Raw genomic sequence first — 17,763 nt, 5'->3', positions numbered from 1 at the left:
CCTGAAGCCCTGGTATTGAGCTGCCGGGCTTATGCATCCACCAGCAGACGGCCGTTGGTGAGGGAATACTCATGGCCGGGCACGACGGCGAGCTGCACCGCGAGCAGAAATCAGCAAATAGCGCCTGATTTGTTTTGCTAAATGGCGGTATTTTTTTGACTTGGCCCCGCTTAAAGTGCAAACGTTTGTACCTCATCAAAACCGACCAAATAACGTATGTATGCCAACTACTTTCGGGCTATACAGGAGCTAGACGGAATATATTCCAGCATAACCATCCTCATTAAGGGCGAAAAATTTACCCCAAGCCTGGTACAATAAAACACAATTCAGCCGTACTTTTGAGTCACAATTCCCAACCAACATTTTTAAACAATACGCTTTATGAAAAAATCTACGCTCAAGTTCAGCTTCCTGCTGGCTTTCATGTTCTCGGCCACCGCGTCGATGGCACAACTGGCATCATACGGTACCATCGGTGTTATCGGCACGGCTACTAGCCCAACTGGTGCTGGCACCGGCTGGGACAACTCTATTGCCATGACCCGGACGGTGGCTGGCGGCCACGACTGGACGATTACCATGCAGTTTTCGGCATTCGAGATGAAGTTCCGCGCCGACAATGCCTGGGCGAACAGCTGGGGTTCAACAGCCTTCCCGACCAGTGCCCCCGGCGCTGTTACGTACAATGGTGCCAACATCCCGGTATCCCCGGCTGGCCGCTACACTGTGCGCTTCAACGACCAGAGCGGTGCTTATTCATTCAGCCCTGCGCTGGCTACCAAATCGGCCAGCGCGGCTATCCTGCAACTGGCTGTTTCGCCGAACCCAGCTTCGGAGTCGGCCAGCGTATCGTACGAGCTGCCCGCTACGGCTACGGCCGCCATCACGGTGCAGAACCTGATGGGCCAGTCGGTGCGTCAGTTCACGGCCGTGCGCCAGAACGCTGGCCTGCAAAGCCAGAACCTGTCGCTGCAAGGCCTCGCCTCGGGTATCTACCTGGTGAAGCTGGAGACGGGTGCCCTGACCCAGACCACCCGCCTGGTGGTAGAATAGTGTTTGCCGCCCGGGCCTGAAAAGGTCCGGCGCTTTGGCCGCCCCCGCCCCTACCGGAAACGGATGGAGCGGGGGCGGTTTTAGTTACGGGCAGCCAGTACTTCGCGCACCGAGGTCCAGCTTATTTCAGGGTAGCGGGCGTTGTCGAGGGGGGTGAGCTTGGGCAGGCCCGTGAACATGTTGTGCAGGTACTGCATGCCCTGCCAGGGCGGAAACACCTCGTCGGGGGCGGGCATGATGGTTTTGGTCACGCTTATCATCGTGCCCAGCACCCAGAGGCCGCCCACGCGCAGCAGCTTGAAGGGCGTGCCGGTGACGGCGGTGGCGGCAGCTTGCAGGCCGCGGATGCTGGCTACCTCGCCGGCCACGCGCAGGTAGCGGGGGGTAGTGGGGTCGAGGGCAGCAGCGGCCGTGAACTCGGCGGTGTTGGCGGTGGTGGTGAAGTCGAGCGGCTGGTCGGCATCGCCGTAGTACAGCACCCGTTTCATCCCGAACAGGACTACCGGGGCCTGCCCGGTGAGCAGGTCGGTGAACATGCCGTTGAGGATGGACGTGGCCTGGATGGGGGCCTGGTCGAGCCGCTGGTTGAATTCGCGGCGCAGGTCGAGGTTGCGGTTGGAGCCGGCGGGGAGTTTGGTGTAGTCGATGCAGTAATCGGACGGAATGAAGCGGGGCACACCGGCGGCCACGGCCGCATCGAGCAGGCGCTTTTGGGTGTCCACAATCACCTCGCGCAGGCCCGAGAGGGCCGACACCACGCAGGCCGCGCCCGCGCAGGCTTTGGTGAGGGCCGTGACGCTGTTGAAATCGACGGTGGCTATTTCGGCCCCGAGGTCCTGCAATTCCGTCACTTCGGGCTTGCTGTTGCCGGGGCGCACCAGCGCCCGCACGGTCGCGCCGCGTTTCAGAAGCTCCCGGGCGATGCGGAAGCCGAGGTCGCCGGTGGCGCCGGCCAGCACGATGGGTGCCGAAGGGAGCGGCGGGGTGGATGGAGGAGTTGCCAAAACGAAGCCGGGGATTTGCTGGGTGGAACCTCCCAGCGGGAGGCGGGGCGTTGCCAGCACGCCGGGGGCAAGCTACGTCCAAACTGAGGTTTTCCGTCGTGTGGTGGGGGTTTCGGAGCTGCTGATGCCCGCCCGGGGGTATCCGCTCCGGCGGGGTTTCACCGCAAACGTTTTCGTAGATAAATCCGCTAACCTCCTAGCTTTTAGGCTCGGCAGGACAATACCTTTAGCCACTTGTTCGCCTTCGGTGGTCGGTTTCTGCCCGGCCGGGATGCGCTGGCCAGGCGCGGACGGCGCTGATTCGCCGGCTGCCGGCGGATGCGGGCTGCTCCGGTTTCAGCCCCTATTTTTTCTGGTTCCTATTCGCCGCCGCTGCTTTTCGGCTGGCCGGCTGGCTACGTCCTTTTCGGGAGGGCCGGCCCCTGCCCTACCCTCCGTCATTCCCAACCAAACTCCCACCCTGATGAAGAAACTGCTATCAATCCTGCTGCTGAGCTGGCTGACGCTGGGCACCGGCCACGGCCAGGCCATTTCGCCCTACCTCGCCGGCCAGAACGCCTGGCTGCCCACGGCCCTGGGCACCGCCGTCTACAACGGGCAGCTTGACTACCTGTGGCCGGTGGTGAAGAAGTCGAAGGTGCGGATGGTGCGCGTCGGCGGCAATGGGGTGAACTCCAACCTGGTGACCAACGCCCAGTACATCGCCCTCATCGACTCCATCCGGCGCATCGGGGCCGAGCCGATGGTGCAGGTGTCGGAGGGACGCGGGCGCTTCACGGCGGCCCAGGCGGCGCAGGTGGTGCAGTACGTGAACGTGACGATGGGCCGCAACATCCGGTACTGGATTATCGGCAACGAGCCTGATTTGAACAATACCGCGCAGCCCAACCCCGTGCCCGTGGCCGGCGTGGCGGCCTACATCAAGGCGTTTGCCTCGGCCATGAAAGCGGTGGACCCGACCATCCTCACCGTGGGGCCGGAAAACGCCTCCTACGGCGGCAGCTACATGCCCTCGCTGGTGGGCGGGGCCAACGACATCACCGGCACCGATGCCAACGGGCGCTACTACATCGATGTCATCTCTTTCCACAGCTACGCCTTCAACGGCACGCAGACCCGCGCGGCCGTCCTCACGGCCGCCCAGACGTTGACCAACAACGTGACCAATCTGCTGGGCCTGATGGCCAATGCCAACGCCCTGCACAACCGCACCGGGGCCAGTGCCCTGCGCTGGGCCCTCACCGAATTCAACATCGACTACGCCAACCCCACGGCCAACACCGTGGAGGGCGTGGGCGTGCATTCCTTTCTCAATGGCCAGTACTGGGCCGAGGTGTTTGGGGTGGGGATGAAGTATGAGGGGGTGTCGATGCAGCCGTGGTCCATTCACGAGGGCAGCGGGGCGCGCGGGACGGGCGATTTGGGCTACCTGGACGGCCCGACGGCCGCCACCGTGAAACCCCGCTCGGCCTACTGGCACGAAATGCTGGTGTCGGAAAACCTGCACGGCACCAACCTCAACGCCACCGACAACCAGACCACGGTGAAGGTGCTCAGCAGCACCGATAACGGGACCACCGCCGTGATGGTGCTGAACGAAAGCGACGTGACGGACTACGACTTTACGATGCAGCTGGACGGGAACACGGTGCCCGGCGCGGCGGCTTTGAAAATCAACGTCCCGGCCGGCATTAATGCGGCTTACAATGATAAAATCTACGCCCAGTCCACGTTGGTGCTGCTGTTTAATGCGCAGGGGGCGCTGACACGGAAGATTGTGTACTCGCTGCAACACGCGCAGCAGACGCTGCCGCCGACTTACCTCAGCCCCGGCCACAACGTCACGCTGGCGTCCTTTTCAGCGGACAAGACTTTTACCTGCGTGGCACCCGAGGCGGTGAATTTCACGGCCTCGGTGCTGGGCGAAGCCACTTCCCTGACCTGGGATTTCGGCGCGGGGGCCACGCCGGCCACCGGCACCGGCCGGGGGCCGATTGCGGTAACCTACGCCACGGCCGGCAACAAAACCATTTCGCTGACGCTGGTGAATGCGGACACCACCATTGTGAATACCAAGGTAAATTACCTGCCCGTGAGCAGCTGCATTCGCACGCCCTACCCCACCACTACGCCCGTGATTCCCGGCGTGGTAAAGGCCATTGAGTACGACAACGGCGGCGAGAACGTGGCCTACCACGACACGGAGGTGGCCAACCGCGGCACCGTGGCCGACCCCAACGCCCCCCGCCCCACCGAGGGCGTGGACACCAGCAACAGCGGCGAAGGCATCGGCGAAGTGGGCTACACGGCCGCCGGCGAGTGGCTGAAATACACGGTGAACGTGCTACGCACCGGCCTCTACCAGTTCCGGGTGCGGGTATCGACGGGGGCGACCTCCACGGGCTCGCTGCGGCTGTTGGTGAACGATGTGGACCGCACCGGCACGGTGGCCGTGCCCGCCACGGGCAGTTTCGGGACGTACCAGGACGTAGTTATCAACAACGTTTACCTGGAAGCCTCGGCCACTACCACGCTCCGGTTCGACATCGTGAGCGGGGGGTTCAACTTCTCGAAGCTGACCTTTGCAGAACAGCCCCTCACCGGCATTGTGGTGAACCGCGCCTACAACGGCAGCTCGACCGCCGATGGCTCCACCGATGCCGTGGAGCTGCTCGTGACGCAGGACCACCTGGATATTCGCGGACTGGTGGTGAAGGACTTCGAAACCAACCTGACCAGCGATACCGGCGGCAAGCTGCAGTTTAAGGACAATGCGCTGTGGAAGGACCTGCGCGTGGGCACCACCATCGTGCTCCGGCGGCTGGCTTCGGGCATCACCGGCTACGCCACGGATACCGACGCGTCGGATTTCACGGTGGATATGCTGATGGAGAACACCACTTATCTAGCCGACCTATCGGGCACCGGACAGAACTTCAACCTGACCAACACCGACATGGTGCTGCTGAAGACGGGCGCGGCCAGCGGCATCGATAACCCGGTCCACGCGCTGGTTTCCAACAACGGCAGCACCAACGCCCTCTACACCGGCCTCACCGGGCCGAAGCTGGTGTTCAATACTGCCCTCGGCACCGGCGCGTTCCTCTACCCCACCAACCCGGCCCAAAGCACTGCTGACTACAACGGCACCGCCGTGGCCAGCAGCACCAGCACCGCCCGCAACTGGGGCTTCGGCTTCGGCTCGGGCAACATCGCCTACATTCAATTACTGAGAAATCAAGCCTTTGCCCCGCCCACCATCGTGGTGAACCGCGTGTACAACTCCACCAACGACGCCAATGGCAACCAGGACGCCGTGGAGCTGCTCGTGATTCAGGACCACCTCGACCTGCGCAACCTCGTGGTGAAGGATTTCGAGAGCAGCAACACCACCGACAACGGCGGCAAATACCGTTTCAACAACACCACCTTCTGGAGCGACGTGCGCAGCGGCACCACCATCGTGCTGCGCCGCCTGTTCGGGCCCACCGGCTACGTGCAGGACACCGATGCCTCGGATTTCACCCTGGATTTGGTGATGGATAACGCCACTTATTTGACCAATCTGGCCCCGACCTTGTCCTACAACATCACGCAGTACGACATGGTGATGGTGAAAACCGGCACCGCCGCCGGGGTGGCGGGCTCCATCCACGCCTACGCCACCAAGGGCGGCGGCAACGCGGGCGTGCCCTCCGCCTTATACCTGTCGGTGGCGAGCGCCAAGCTGACTTCGCCCGATGGCACCGATGCCGGCGGCGGTACCTTCCACTACCCCCTCAACCCCACCCAAGATGCCACCGACTACAACGGGGCCAAGGGCGCGCTCAGCAAAAGCACCGCCTTCAACTGGGGCTACGGCTTCGGCCAGCCCAACATCGACTACATCCAGAGCCTGCGCAACGCCGTGACCGGCCCCGACCTGGTGGTGCCCGACGGCCTGCGCCTCACCGCCGGCGGCACCTACAACAGCATCACGGTGCAGGCCGGCGGCGCGCTCACGTTGGTGGGCGCTACCAGCGTGGCATCGGAGGTGGTGGTGCAAACGGGCGGCGTGCTCAGCACCAACTGCAAGGCGCTCACCGGTGCGGCCACCTTCGAATTGCAGGCCGGGGCCGAGCTGCAAATCTGCGAGCCGGCCGGCCTGGCGGCCACTGCCGCCACCGGGGCGGTGCAGGTCAGCGGCCTCCGCACCTTCGATGCGGATGCTTCTTACACCTACAACGGCACCGCCGCCCAGACCACCGGCGCGGGCCTGCCCGCCCAGGTGCGCAACCTGACGGTCAACAATGCCCTCGGCCTCACCCTGAGCCAGCCGGTGAGCATCGCCCAAGTGGCCCGCCTGCAAGCCGGCAACCTGAGCACCAACGGCCAATCGTTCACGCTGCTGTCCTCGGCTGCGGGCACGGCCCTGATTGACAATACCGGCGGCGTGGTCATGGGCAGCGGCACCATGCAGCGGGCCATCACCGGCGGCGTGACCGGCCCAGCCTACCGCCATTTCAGCTCGCCGGTGGCCGGGGCCACGTTTGCCAGCCTGAGCACGCCGGGCTTCGTCCCGACGTTCAATCCGGCCTACAACACCAGCGCCACGCCCGGCGCGGTAGCGCCCTTTCCCACGGTGTTTGGGTATGATGAGGGCCGGATTGCCACGGTTACTTCGAATTACAGCGCCTTCGACAAGGGCTGGTTTTCGCCCGCCGATGCTACCGACGTGATGCAGCCTACGCGCGGCTACACCGTGAACGCGCCCGCTACGGCCGCGCCCGTGGCCTTCACTGGTACCTTCAACAACGCCGCCCAACCCTCCGGCACCTTGAGCCGGGGCACCGATGCCGACGCCGGCTGGCACCTGCTGGGCAACCCCTACCCCAGCCCCCTCGACTGGAGCACCGTGACCGCCGCCCAGCGCCCCGGCCTCGACGCCGCCGCCTACGTGTACCAGAGCACCGGGCACTACGCCGGCACCTACCGCAGCTACGCCAACGGCATTGGGACCACGCCCCTCGTAGTTGCCGGCTCGGGCTACTTCGTGCGGGTGAGCACCCCCGGCACGCCCGCCGCCGTGAACCTGACCAACGCCAACCGCGTCACCACCTTCGCCCCCCAGCCTGTGTTCGGGCGCGGCCTGGCCGATACGCGGCCCCTGCTGCACCTGCAGCTCACCGGCCCCACCCTGACCGACGATGCCTTTCTCTACCTGCAAGCCGGGGCCACGGCCGGGGTCGATGCCGAATTTGATGCCGTGAAGCTGCCCAACCCCACCGGCCTCGACCTGGCCACCCTGGCCGCCGCCCGCCCGCTGGCCATCAACGGCCTGCCCCTGCCCGGGACCACGGAAGTGGTGGTGCCGCTGCACCTGCGCGTGCCGCAAGCCGGCACTTTCGCCTTCGAGGTGGCTGATTTGAATAACTTCGGCCCCGCCACGGTGTACCTGCGCGATGCCCTGATGGGCACGCAACAGCTGCTGGCGGCGGGCACCACGTACGCCTTCACGCTGGCCACGGCCACGGCGGGCACCGGCCGTTTTAGCCTGGTGCTGCGCCCGGCCACCGTCACGGCCACCCGGGCAGAGCTGGATGCCGCCTCGGTCAGCATCTACCCCAACCCGGCCCACGGCCGCTTCACGGTGCTGCTGCCGCCGCTGGCGGGCCAGCGTGAGGTTCGCGCCACCTTGTTCAATGCCCTGGGCCAGGCGGTACTCACGCGCATCATTGAGTTGAATGCGGCCGGGGCCACGGCCGATTTCGCTACCCCGGAACTGGCTGCGGGCGTGTATACCCTGCGCCTGCAAGCCGCCGGCCAGGTCCTCACCAGGCGCGTGGTGCTGGAGTAAATCCCCAAACCAAGGAATGTAGGGGCGGGGCCTACCGCCGCCCGCCGTTGAACGGAATCATTGCAACGATGCGAACGGGCGGGCGGGGGCAGGCCCCGCCCCTACAACGCTCAGCACGTACATCCCCCCGAAACCGTCGGTTTCCCGTGGTGAAATCAGTTTCCGCCATTGCCGAAAGTTAAATCACCGTCCGGTTTATGGTTTTCACCATGGGGTTGACGCTTTCCGCCATCCCGGAAAACGTTTTTACCATCGGTTAATCGATTTTCGCTCCCGGTTTAGCGTTGGGGCGTGGCCGGGCAAACGCGGGGTGGTCCCGGACTTCCATTCCGGGCTTCAGCCGGCGGTGGACTGCCGCGCGAACAGCGTCGACTCCAGCACCACGCTTTGGCTGGGGAGCACGGCTTTCTTCTTTTCCACGGCGCGGAGGAGGATTTTGGCGGCTTCGCGGCCGATGTCGTAGGCTGGCTGGGTGATGGTGGACAGCGGCGGGTCGAGCAGGGCGGCGGCTTCGAGGTTGGAGAAGCCGATAACCTTGATGTCCTCGGGGATGCGGCGACCCAGCTCGTTGCAGACGTGGTAGGTGCTGATGGCCAGCCGCTCGACGGACGCAAACACGCCGTCGATATCGGGCCGGCGCTGCAGCAGCTCGCGGATAAGGCCGACGTTCTGCTGGTTATCCATCACGCCGTGCAGAATGAGGTCGGGGTCGGCGGGGCGGCCGTGGGCCGTGAGGGCATCGAGGTAGCCCTGCAGGCGGAACTGGCCGATGGAGAGGTTATTCGAGATGAGCAGGTGGGCGATGTGCTTGCAACCCGCTTGGATGAGGTGTTCAGTGGCCTGGTAGCCGCTTTCGTAGTCGTTGGTGGTGACTTTGGCGGTGGCCACTTCGGCGCACACGCGGTCGAAAAACACGATGGGAATGTTGGCTTCGCGCAGGCTTTTGATGTGGGCAAAGTCCTCGGTGCCGCTGGCTACGGACATCAGCAGGCCATCGACCCGGCCGCCTTTGAGGTGCTGCACAATGGAGACTTCGCGGGCGTAATCATCGTGGGTGAGGTAGATGAGGACGTGGTAGCCGGCTTGGCGGGCGGCCTCCTCTATTCCATTGATGGCCAAGGCAAAGAAGTGGTTGGCCACCTTGGGAATCACCACGCCGATGGTCTTGCTGATGTTGCGGCGCAGGCTGCTGGCGTAGGCGTTGGGCTCGTAGTGGCGGGCGGCGGCGAGGGCGCGCACGCGCTGCTTGGTGGCTTCGGATACTTCGTGGCTGTCGCGCAACGCCCGCGACACCGTGGCGATGGACATGTTCAGCTCTTCGGCCAGCGACTTCAGGTTCACGGGCGTCATGGGGGGAGGGTGGCTTTGGGACAGAAAAAAGGGGAGACAGCCTTTTTCGGGGCTGATGAATGTCTGGCAAGTTACAAAGCCCAACCGCTAAGCACCCAAAATGGCCCGATTTGCTGCAAACGTTTACGTAAATAAAGGCCTGCTATTGCATTAGATAGCAGATTACAATCCGGTAATTCGCAGAGCAAAGCTCCGGTTTTAAGCTCCGCGTTTGAGCTTCGGACTTGCACCAGTCCCCGATGAGCCCGCCCTTGTGCGGTGCGCCGGCCGGCTTCGTCTCCCTCTGTCACCAAACTCCCACCCCCAATATGATGGTCACTTTACGACTTGATTTCCGGCGCTGCCTGCGGCCCCTGGTGCTGCTCCCAGCCCTGAGCCTGGGCCTCGGCCTGCACCTGGCCACGGCCGCCGACCTCCCCCCTGCCCCGCGCGCCGTGCGGGCCGACATCACGATTACGGGCCGTGTATTGGACGAAAAAGGCGCGGGCCTGCCCGGCGTCAACGTCATCGTGAAAGGCACCAGCAACGGCACCCAGACCGATGCTGACGGCAAATACACCATCAAAGCCCCCGATGACGCCACGCTGATTTTCACCTTCGTGGGCTATCTGCTCAAGGAGGAAGCGGTGAATGGCCGCAGCAGCATCAGCGCCGCGCTGGCCCCCGATGCCAAAAGCCTCGACGAGGTGGTGGTGGTGGGCTACGGCGTACAGGAAAAGAAGCTACTGGCTACGTCCATTTCCTCGATTTCGGCCAAGCAGGTCGAGCTGATTCCGGTGGCCTCGCCCTCCGAGGCGCTGGTGGGCCTGGTGGCCGGCGCGCAGATTACCGAGCCCTCCGGCGAGCCGGGTGCGGGCGCCGTTATCCGTATTCGCGGGCTGGGCTCGATTTCGGCCGGCAACTCGCCGCTCTACGTGGTGGACGGCTACCCGCTCAACAGCCCCGACAGCTACTACCAGATTCCGCCGGCTGATATTCAGAGCATTCAGATTCTGAAAGATGCGGCGGCCTGCGCCATCTACGGCTCGCGCGGCGGCAACGGCATCGTGATTGTAACCACCAAGCGCGGCGTGGCCGACGGCAAAACCCGCTTCAACTTCACGGCCAACGCCGGGGTGGTGGAAGTGGCCAAGAAAGTGGATTTGATGAACCGCGACCAGTACCTGGAGTACCTGCGCGAGTCGTACACCAACGGCGCCAAGACCCTGCCGGCCACGCTGGCACCCGGCGCGGCCGAACTGCCCAACACCGACTGGCAGAACGAGATTTTCGGCACCGGCTCGCAGCAGCAGTACCAGCTGTCGGCCTCGGGCGGCACAGCGGCATCGCATTTCTACATCTCGGGCGGCTATTTCAACCAGAAAGGTGTCATCAAGAACACCGGCTACGACCGGTTTTCCCTGCGCGCCAACTACGACGCGCAGCTAAGCCCTAAGCTGAAAATCGGCCTGAGTCTGGCCCCCAACTTCTCGCGCACCGACGTGAAGCCGATTTCGGGCAGCTACAACGGCGGCAACATTTCGGGCGGCGGCCCGGGCGGCGAAACGGCCATCGTGACGGCGGCCCTGATTCTGCCGCCCATCATTCCGGTGCATTTGGCCAATGGCGACTACGGCGCCATCCGCAACTCGGGCTCGGGCGTGACCACCCCTGGCGACCTGTTGAACCCAGTGGCCACCATCGACCTGTACCAGGACCGCACCACCGCGGTACGGGCGCTGGGCTCCACGTTCCTGGATTTTGAGGTCGTCAAGGGGCTGACCCTGCGCACCAACTTCGGGGCCGAAATGCTCAATAACCGCCGCTCCATTTACGTGCCGGCCACGCTGGGCACGGTGAGCAACGCGGGGGCCAACCTCTCGACGCCCATCCTGAACAACATCGACGCGCGGCAGCAAAACGGCACCAACCTCAACTGGGTGTGGGAAAACACGGCCACCTACAACCGCCACTTCGGCCCCGACCACAACCTGACCGTGCTGGCCGGCTACTCGGCCCAGCGCAACACCAACGAGAGCAGCACCGTGCTGGGCCAGACCGGCACCTACACCAACACGGCCATTGAGTATTCTACCGCCGCCGGCCAGCTCTTCGGCCAGGCCGGGTACAACGCCAACGCGCTGACGTCGCTGTTCGGCCGCGTCGATTACGCCTTCAAGGAGCGCTACATCCTGACGGCCGCGCTGCGCACCGACGGTTCCTCGCGCTTTGGCCCTGATAACCGCTACGCTACGTTCCCTTCGGCGGCCCTGGCCTGGCGCGCTGGCGAAGAGGCCTTCATTAAGGCCATTCCCGCGATTTCGGAACTGAAGCTGCGCGGCTCGTTCGGCGTGACGGGCAACAACAACATCGGCGACTACAACTACCAGAGCTACCAGACGGCCGCCAACTACGTGTTTGGCACCGGCAACGGCGTGCGCAACTACGGCTTCGCCCCCAACGGCCTGGCCCTGCGCAACCTGGGCTGGGAAACCAATACCCAGGTGGATGCCGGCTTCGACCTCGGCTTGTTCAAGGACCGCATTTACCTGACGGTGGCCGCCTACCAGCGCAACACCACCGATTTGCTCCTGAACACCAACATTCCGTCGGTGCTCGGCTACTCGTCGCGGGCGCTGGCCAACGTGGGCGAGGTACGCAACCGCGGCCTGGAATTCCAGCTCAATACGGTGAACCTGGAGAAGGGTGATTTCACCTGGAATAGCTCCGCCAACCTGTCCTTCAACCGCAACCAGGTGCTGGCGCTGTCCGGGGCCAACGAGCAGATTACCTTCGATGCCGTGTTTGGCTACACCAGCTCCATCCGGGTGGTGCCGGGCCAGCCGCTGGGCGTGTTCTACGGCTACCAGCAGGAGGGCATTTACCTGAACCAGGCCGACGTGGACAGCAGCCCCAAGTGGACGGGCAGCAACCTGGCTGTTAAGCCCGGCGACTTCAAGTTCAAGGACGTGAACGGCGACGGGCAGATTAACTCGCTCGACATTGGCGTCATCGGCAACCCATTCCCGGACTTTACCTACGGCCTGCAAAACACCTTCGGCTACAAAGCCCTCTCGCTGGCCGTCACGCTGCAAGGCTCGCAGGGCAACGACGTGCTCTACGCCGGCGACCGGTACACCTTCAACGCCCCCGGCGCCACCAACGGCCGCGTGGAGCTGACCAACCGCTGGCGCAGCCCCGACAACCCCGGCGACGGCAAAACGCCTTATGCCACCACGGCTTCCTCACTGCGCACGGTTTTCAACTCCTACTTCATTCAGGACGGCTCGTTCCTGCGCATTCGCAACGTGACCCTGCGCTACAACATCCCCACGGACTGGGCCAAGAAGGGCGGCCTGCAAAGCGCCGGCATCTACACTTCGGTGCAGAACCTTTACACCTTCACCAAGTACGTGGGCTACAACCCGGAGGCCAACATCAACGGCAACACCACCAACCCCACCTACGGCGTGGACCAAGGCTCGTACCCGATGAACCGCACCATCACGCTGGGCCTGCAGCTCGGTTTCTAAGGCCGGAGCCTGACGGACTGCCCCAATCACTACTGACTAATTCCCACCATGACTATAAATAAACTCTTTTCGGGAGCCGCCGTGGCCACGCTGCTGGGCCTGGGCACGCTGAGCACCACTTCGTGCCAGAAGGAATTCATCGACCTGAATGACCCCACGCGCATCCCCACCACCGAGAGCTACACCGATTCGCTGAGCATCCTCAACGGGGTGACGGCCGCCTACTCGTCCATGCAGGACCTGTACGGCCGCTCGGGCGGCAGCCGCGGCATGTTCATCTTCGGCGAAATCCCGTCCGATAACAGCTATACCGTGACTTCGGGCGAGCGCCTGAACGAGTTCAACGACTTCTCACTGTTCAGCGACAACCCGAATATCCAGAACCACTGGCTGTTCACGTACCGCGCCATTGCCCGCTGCAACATCATCCTGAGCCGGGCCGGCGGCGTGAAGCTCACCGATGCCACCCGCAACCGCTACTACGCCGAGGTGCGCTTCCTGCGGGCCCTCACCTACTTCAATGCCGTGCGCATCTGGGGTGCGGTGCCGCTCGTGACCCAGGAGATTCAGGCCATTCCCGATGCCTACCAGTACGGCCGAGCGCCCATCACCGAGGTATACGCCCAGATTGAAAAAGACCTGGACTTTGCCGAGAAGAATCTGCCCGTGACGTACACCGGCACCACCAACCTAGGCCGCGCCACCAAAGGCGCCGCCACCGCCCTGTTCGGCAAGGTGCTACTCACCCAGAACAAGTACCAGGCAGCCGCCGACAAGCTGCTGCCCCTGGTCACGGGCACGACCTACGCGCTGCAGGCCACCTACGCCAACATCTTCGCCACCAGCAACGAGATGAACAGCGAAATCATCTTCGCGGCGCGCTACACCAAGGGTACCCTGGGCCTAGGCAGCGCCTTCACCACCTGGTTTATGCCGGCCTACACCACGGCCCAGTCCACATCGCTGTTGGGCGCGGCCTACACCGGCCAGCAGTTCAACACCGTGGACCCCGACCTGATTGCGGCCTTCACGGCCAGCGGCCCCACCGATGTGCGCGCGGCCACGTCTTACGTGCTGCCCGCCGGCGCAGCCACCTCGCTGGGTTACTACACCAAGAAGTACATCGACACGCCCACCAGCGCCACCGATGCCGAAAACGACTGGATTGTGCTGCGCCACGCCGACGTGCTGCTCATGTATGCCGAAGCCGTGAACGAGGCTACCGGCCCCAGTGCCGCCGCCCTCACGGCCATTAACCAGGTTATCCGTCGCTCGCGCGGCCTGCCCGTGGGCACTGCCAATGCCACCGTGGACCTGCCCAGCACCACCACCGCCGACGTGCTGCGCACACGCCTGGAGCTGGAGCGCCGCCTGGAGCTGAATTTTGAAGGCCACCGCTGGTTCGACCTCGTGCGCACCGGCCGCGCCATCCCGGTGATGAATGCCTTCTTCGCCCGCAACAACTCCACGGTGCGCATCACGGCCAACAACTTGCTCTTCCCTATCCCGGTGCAGGAAATCAACACCAACCCCATTCTGACCCAGAATGACGGCTACAAATAGAGAATTGGTGAAATGGTGAGGTGATGAGTACGCGACAGCCCCGTTGGCCTCTGCAAGGGCCGGGGGTTGTCGCCTCTTCGCTTCACTCTTTTTTTGCCACTTCCCGTCTACTTTTTCCTTTGATAATGACCCACCCCACACCGTTGAAAATGCTGCTGGTCCTCGTGCTGGGCATTGCTGGCTTCTTCACTGGCTCGTCGGCCCAGGCCCAAACCAGCCTCATTCAGAATGCCCCGGCCCGCCGCGTGCTCAGCCTCAACGGCAGCTGGAACTACATCATCGACCCCTACGAAAACGGCTTCTACGATTACCGCCGCGAGGCTTTCGATAAATCGGCCAGCGGCAAAGGCGGCTACTACGACAACCAGAAACCCAGCACCGCCCAGGAGCCTGAGCTGATTGAGTACGATTTCGACCACTCGGTCGCCCTGCAGATTCCTGGCGACTGGAACTCGCAGGACCCTAAGCTGCTGTATTACGAAGGCACGATTTGGCTCAAAAAGAGCTTCAAAATCACGCCCACGGCCGGCAAACGCTATTTTCTCTACTTCGGGGCGATTAACTACGAGTCGCACATTTACCTGAACGGCAAGAAGTTGGGCATGCACCAAGGCGGCTTCACGCCCATTCAATACGAGGTGACCGGCAAGCTGAACTCTAGCGGCGAAAACTTCGTGGTGGTGAAGGCCGACAACACCCGCCACCTCGACGCCGTGCCCACCATCAACACCGACTGGTGGAACTACGGCGGCATCACCCGCGACGTGTTCATCGCCGAAGCGCCGGAGACGTTCATCGTCGACTACAAAGTGCAGCTGGCCAAGGATAATATGAGCCAGTTGGCCGGCTACGTGCAGCTTGATGGCGCGGGCAAAAGCGGCCAAGCAGTGACGCTGAACATTGCCGAAGCCGGCATCAAACAAACGCTGAAAACCGACGGTGAAGGCCGCGCCACCTTCAGCCTGCCGGCCAAAAAGCTGAAGCTCTGGTCGCCGCTGAGCCCCAAGCTGTATGCGGTTTCATTGACCAACGGCACCGAAACGGTGCAGGACAAAATCGGCTTCCGCACCATCCAGACGCGGGGCCAGGACATTCTGCTGAACGGCAAATCCACGTTCCTGCGCGGCATTTCCATTCACGATGAAAACCCGCTCATCCCCGGCCGCGCCCGCGGCGAGGGCGACCTGCGAATGCTGCTCACCTGGGCCAAGGAGCTGGGCTGCAACTACGTGCGCCTGGCCCACTACCCGCACAACGAAACCATGCTCAAGCTGGCCGACGAAATGGGCCTGCTGGTGTGGGCCGAAGTACCCGTGTACTGGACCATTGCCTGGCAAAACCCCGCCACCTACCAGAACGCCGAGACCCAACTCTCCGACCTGATTTCGATGGGTAAAAACCGGGCCAGCATCGTGGTGTGGTCCGTCGGCAATGAAACCCCGCTCGGCGCCCCGCGCCTCACCTTCATGACCAACCTCGTGAAAAAAGCCCGCGCTCTAGACGATACGCGCCTCATCGCCGCCGCATTGGAGCTGCACCGCACACCCGACAATGTGATTCACGTGGACGACCCGTTGGGTGAGTCGCTCGACCTAACCAGCTTCAACGAGTACGCCGGCTGGTACTGGGGCGGCAAGCCCGGCGAAATCACGAAGTACACCTTCGACATCAAATACAACAAGCCGGTGATGATTAGCGAGTTTGGCGGCGACGCCCTGGCCGGCTACCACGGCGACGCCGACACCCGCTGGAGTGAGGAATACCAGGAGGCGCTGTATGTGAACCAGCTGAAGATGCTGAGCACCATCAAAGGCCTGCGCGGCATGACGCCCTGGATTCTGGCCGACTTCCGCGCCACGCGGCGGCAGCACCCGGTGTATCAGAACGGCTTCAACCGCAAGGGGCTGATTTCGAGCACAGGCGTGAAGAAGAAGGCATTTTTCACGCTGCAGGAATATTACCGGCAGCAGGCGGCGAAATACGATACTGGAAAATAATGACTGCAAAATCATCCCAATGGCTGGCCGCTGCGCTCGTCCTGTGCACCCTCACGGCCCACGCTCAGTCCCGCGACAGCGCCGAATACACCCTGCGCGTCGCCGCCAAAAAGACCATCAACAATTCCACCGTCGATGGCAAAGCCGGCTTCTCGGAGTATAAGAATTACCCCACCCGCACCATTGCCACGCTGCAAGGCTTTGCGCCGGCCACCACCAAGCTAGACAAATACGGCGGGCGGCTCGATAAGAAAACCAAAGCCACCGGCTTCTTCCACGTCGAGAAGATAAACGGTCGCTGGTGGGCCGTGGACCCGGACGGCTATTACTTCTTGCACAACGCCCCAAATGATGTGCAGCCCGGTGGGTCCGAACGCACTCAGAAAGCACTAAAGGACAAGTACGGCGACCGCGCCGGCTGGATGACGGCCACCCGCAAGTTCTTCTTTGCGAATGGGTTCAATGGCGCGGGCGCGTGGTCGGCCACCAAGGAGATTCAAGCGGAAAACCTGAAAGCCGACCAGCCGCTGGCCTACACCATCAACCTGGATTGGATGAGCGGCTACGGCAGCAAGCGGGGCGGCACCTACGTGCAGCCCGGCCACAAAGGCTACCCCAACGACGTGATTTTCACCTTCGACCCGGGCTTCCCGGAGTATGTGGAGGAGCAGGCCAAAAAGCTGGCCGCGAATAAGAAGGACAAGAACCTCTTCGGCTATTTCTCCGATAACGAGATGCCGCTCCTGCGCAAAAACCTCGACGGCTACCTGAAGCTGTCCCCCACCGAACCCGGCTACGTGGCCGCCAAAAAGTGGGCCGACGAGCGCAACATCACCCTCGAAACCATCACCGACCAGAACCGGGCCGATTTCCTGGCCTACGCGGCCGACCGCTACTTCAGCATCGTGGCCAAGGCCATGAAGAAGTACGACCCCAACCATATGTACCTGGGCTGCCGATTCCACGGCGCCCAGCGCTACTACCCGGAGCTGATAAAGGTGGCCGGCAAGTATCTCGATGCCGTGAGCATCAACTACTATAACAACTGGACGCCCGAAAAAACCTGGGTGCGCGACTGGGAAATCTTCGCCGGTAAGCCGTTCATCGTGACCGAGTGGTACGTGAAGGGCGAGGACGCCCCCGGCCTGGCCAATACCGCCGGTGCCGGCTGGGTGGTAAAAACGCAGGCCGACCGTGGCCTCTTCTACCAGAATTTCACGCTGGGCCTGCTCGAATCGAAGAATTGCGTGGGCTGGCACTGGTTCAAATACCAGGACAACGACCCCACGCTGGTGGGCGCCGAGCCCTCGAACACCAACGCCAACAAGGGTATCGTGGACAACAACCTCGAACCCTACCAGCCCCTGCTGGACAAGATGAAAGAATTGAACCAACAGATGTATCACCTGGCCGATTTCTTCGACCAGCGCCAGCCGCAATAACCC

8 protein-coding genes are annotated in these 17,763 nt (G+C 63.0%); 6 read left to right on the top strand and 2 right to left on the bottom strand.

Annotation, left to right across the window (positions count from 1 at the left end; all coding sequences use genetic code 11):
* Positions 1-384 precede the first annotated feature (384 nt).
* Positions 385-1,056 (top strand): T9SS type A sorting domain-containing protein, encoded by a 672-nt coding sequence (locus tag AAFH49_RS03350; protein WP_342295996.1) that lies wholly within the window; start codon positions 385-387, stop codon positions 1,054-1,056.
* Between the two features lie 80 nt (positions 1,057-1,136).
* Here AAFH49_RS03350 and AAFH49_RS03345 read toward each other — a convergent pair whose 3' ends face one another.
* Positions 1,137-2,060, bottom strand: a complete 924-nt coding sequence (locus AAFH49_RS03345; RefSeq protein ID WP_342295995.1) for an aromatic alcohol reductase — start codon at positions 2,058-2,060, stop codon at positions 1,137-1,139.
* Between the two features lie 463 nt (positions 2,061-2,523).
* Between AAFH49_RS03345 and AAFH49_RS03340 the strand changes: the two genes are divergently transcribed.
* The gene (locus tag AAFH49_RS03340; RefSeq protein ID WP_342295994.1) at positions 2,524-7,896 is read left to right on the top strand and encodes a carbohydrate-binding protein; all 5,373 of its coding nucleotides are present in this window, start codon (positions 2,524-2,526) and stop codon (positions 7,894-7,896) included.
* Between the two features lie 336 nt (positions 7,897-8,232).
* On the opposite strand, the gene AAFH49_RS03335 is transcribed toward AAFH49_RS03340, so the two are convergent.
* On the bottom strand, positions 8,233-9,246 hold the full coding sequence (locus AAFH49_RS03335; protein WP_342295993.1) for a LacI family DNA-binding transcriptional regulator: 1,014 nt from the start codon (positions 9,244-9,246) through the stop codon (positions 8,233-8,235).
* A 308-nt stretch (positions 9,247-9,554) separates the two neighbouring features.
* Between AAFH49_RS03335 and AAFH49_RS03330 the strand changes: the two genes are divergently transcribed.
* From AAFH49_RS03330 to AAFH49_RS03315, 4 genes are all read left to right on the top strand, one after another.
* Complete coding sequence (locus tag AAFH49_RS03330) at positions 9,555-12,758, top strand: SusC/RagA family TonB-linked outer membrane protein (RefSeq protein ID WP_342295992.1); 3,204 nt, start codon at positions 9,555-9,557, stop codon at positions 12,756-12,758.
* Between the two features lie 48 nt (positions 12,759-12,806).
* Positions 12,807-14,321 (top strand): RagB/SusD family nutrient uptake outer membrane protein, encoded by a 1,515-nt coding sequence (locus AAFH49_RS03325; protein WP_342295991.1) that lies wholly within the window; start codon positions 12,807-12,809, stop codon positions 14,319-14,321.
* 125 nt (positions 14,322-14,446) lie between these two features.
* Positions 14,447-16,318 carry a glycoside hydrolase family 2 protein gene (locus AAFH49_RS03320; RefSeq protein ID WP_342295989.1) on the top strand — a complete coding sequence of 624 codons (1,872 nt, stop codon included), beginning with the start codon at positions 14,447-14,449 and terminating at the stop codon, positions 16,316-16,318.
* Positions 16,318-17,760, top strand: a complete 1,443-nt coding sequence (locus AAFH49_RS03315; RefSeq protein WP_342295988.1) for a hypothetical protein — start codon at positions 16,318-16,320, stop codon at positions 17,758-17,760. The genes AAFH49_RS03320 and AAFH49_RS03315 overlap by 1 nt, the downstream gene beginning before the upstream one ends.
* Positions 17,761-17,763: the final 3 nt, after the last annotated feature.

The organism is Hymenobacter segetis (assembly GCF_038448715.1).
GTDB lineage: Bacteria > Bacteroidota > Bacteroidia > Cytophagales > Hymenobacteraceae > Hymenobacter > Hymenobacter segetis.
The sequence above is the reverse complement of the archived record's forward strand: the minus strand, read 5'-3'. Positions and strand labels throughout refer to the sequence as shown.

Bases quoted from the DNA above. Each gene is read 5' to 3' on its own strand.
- AAFH49_RS03350 (WP_342295996.1), top strand. From the start codon at position 385: ATGAAAAAATCTACGCTCAAGTTCAGCTTCCTGCTGGCTTTCATGTTC.
- AAFH49_RS03340 (WP_342295994.1), top strand. From the start codon at position 2,524: ATGAAGAAACTGCTATCAATCCTGCTGCTGAGCTGGCTGACGCTGGGC.
- AAFH49_RS03335 (WP_342295993.1), bottom strand. From the start codon at position 9,246: ATGACGCCCGTGAACCTGAAGTCGCTGGCCGAAGAGCTGAACATGTCC.
- AAFH49_RS03330 (WP_342295992.1), top strand. From the start codon at position 9,555: ATGATGGTCACTTTACGACTTGATTTCCGGCGCTGCCTGCGGCCCCTG.
- AAFH49_RS03325 (WP_342295991.1), top strand. From the start codon at position 12,807: ATGACTATAAATAAACTCTTTTCGGGAGCCGCCGTGGCCACGCTGCTG.
- AAFH49_RS03320 (WP_342295989.1), top strand. From the start codon at position 14,447: ATGACCCACCCCACACCGTTGAAAATGCTGCTGGTCCTCGTGCTGGGC.
- AAFH49_RS03315 (WP_342295988.1), top strand. From the start codon at position 16,318: ATGACTGCAAAATCATCCCAATGGCTGGCCGCTGCGCTCGTCCTGTGC.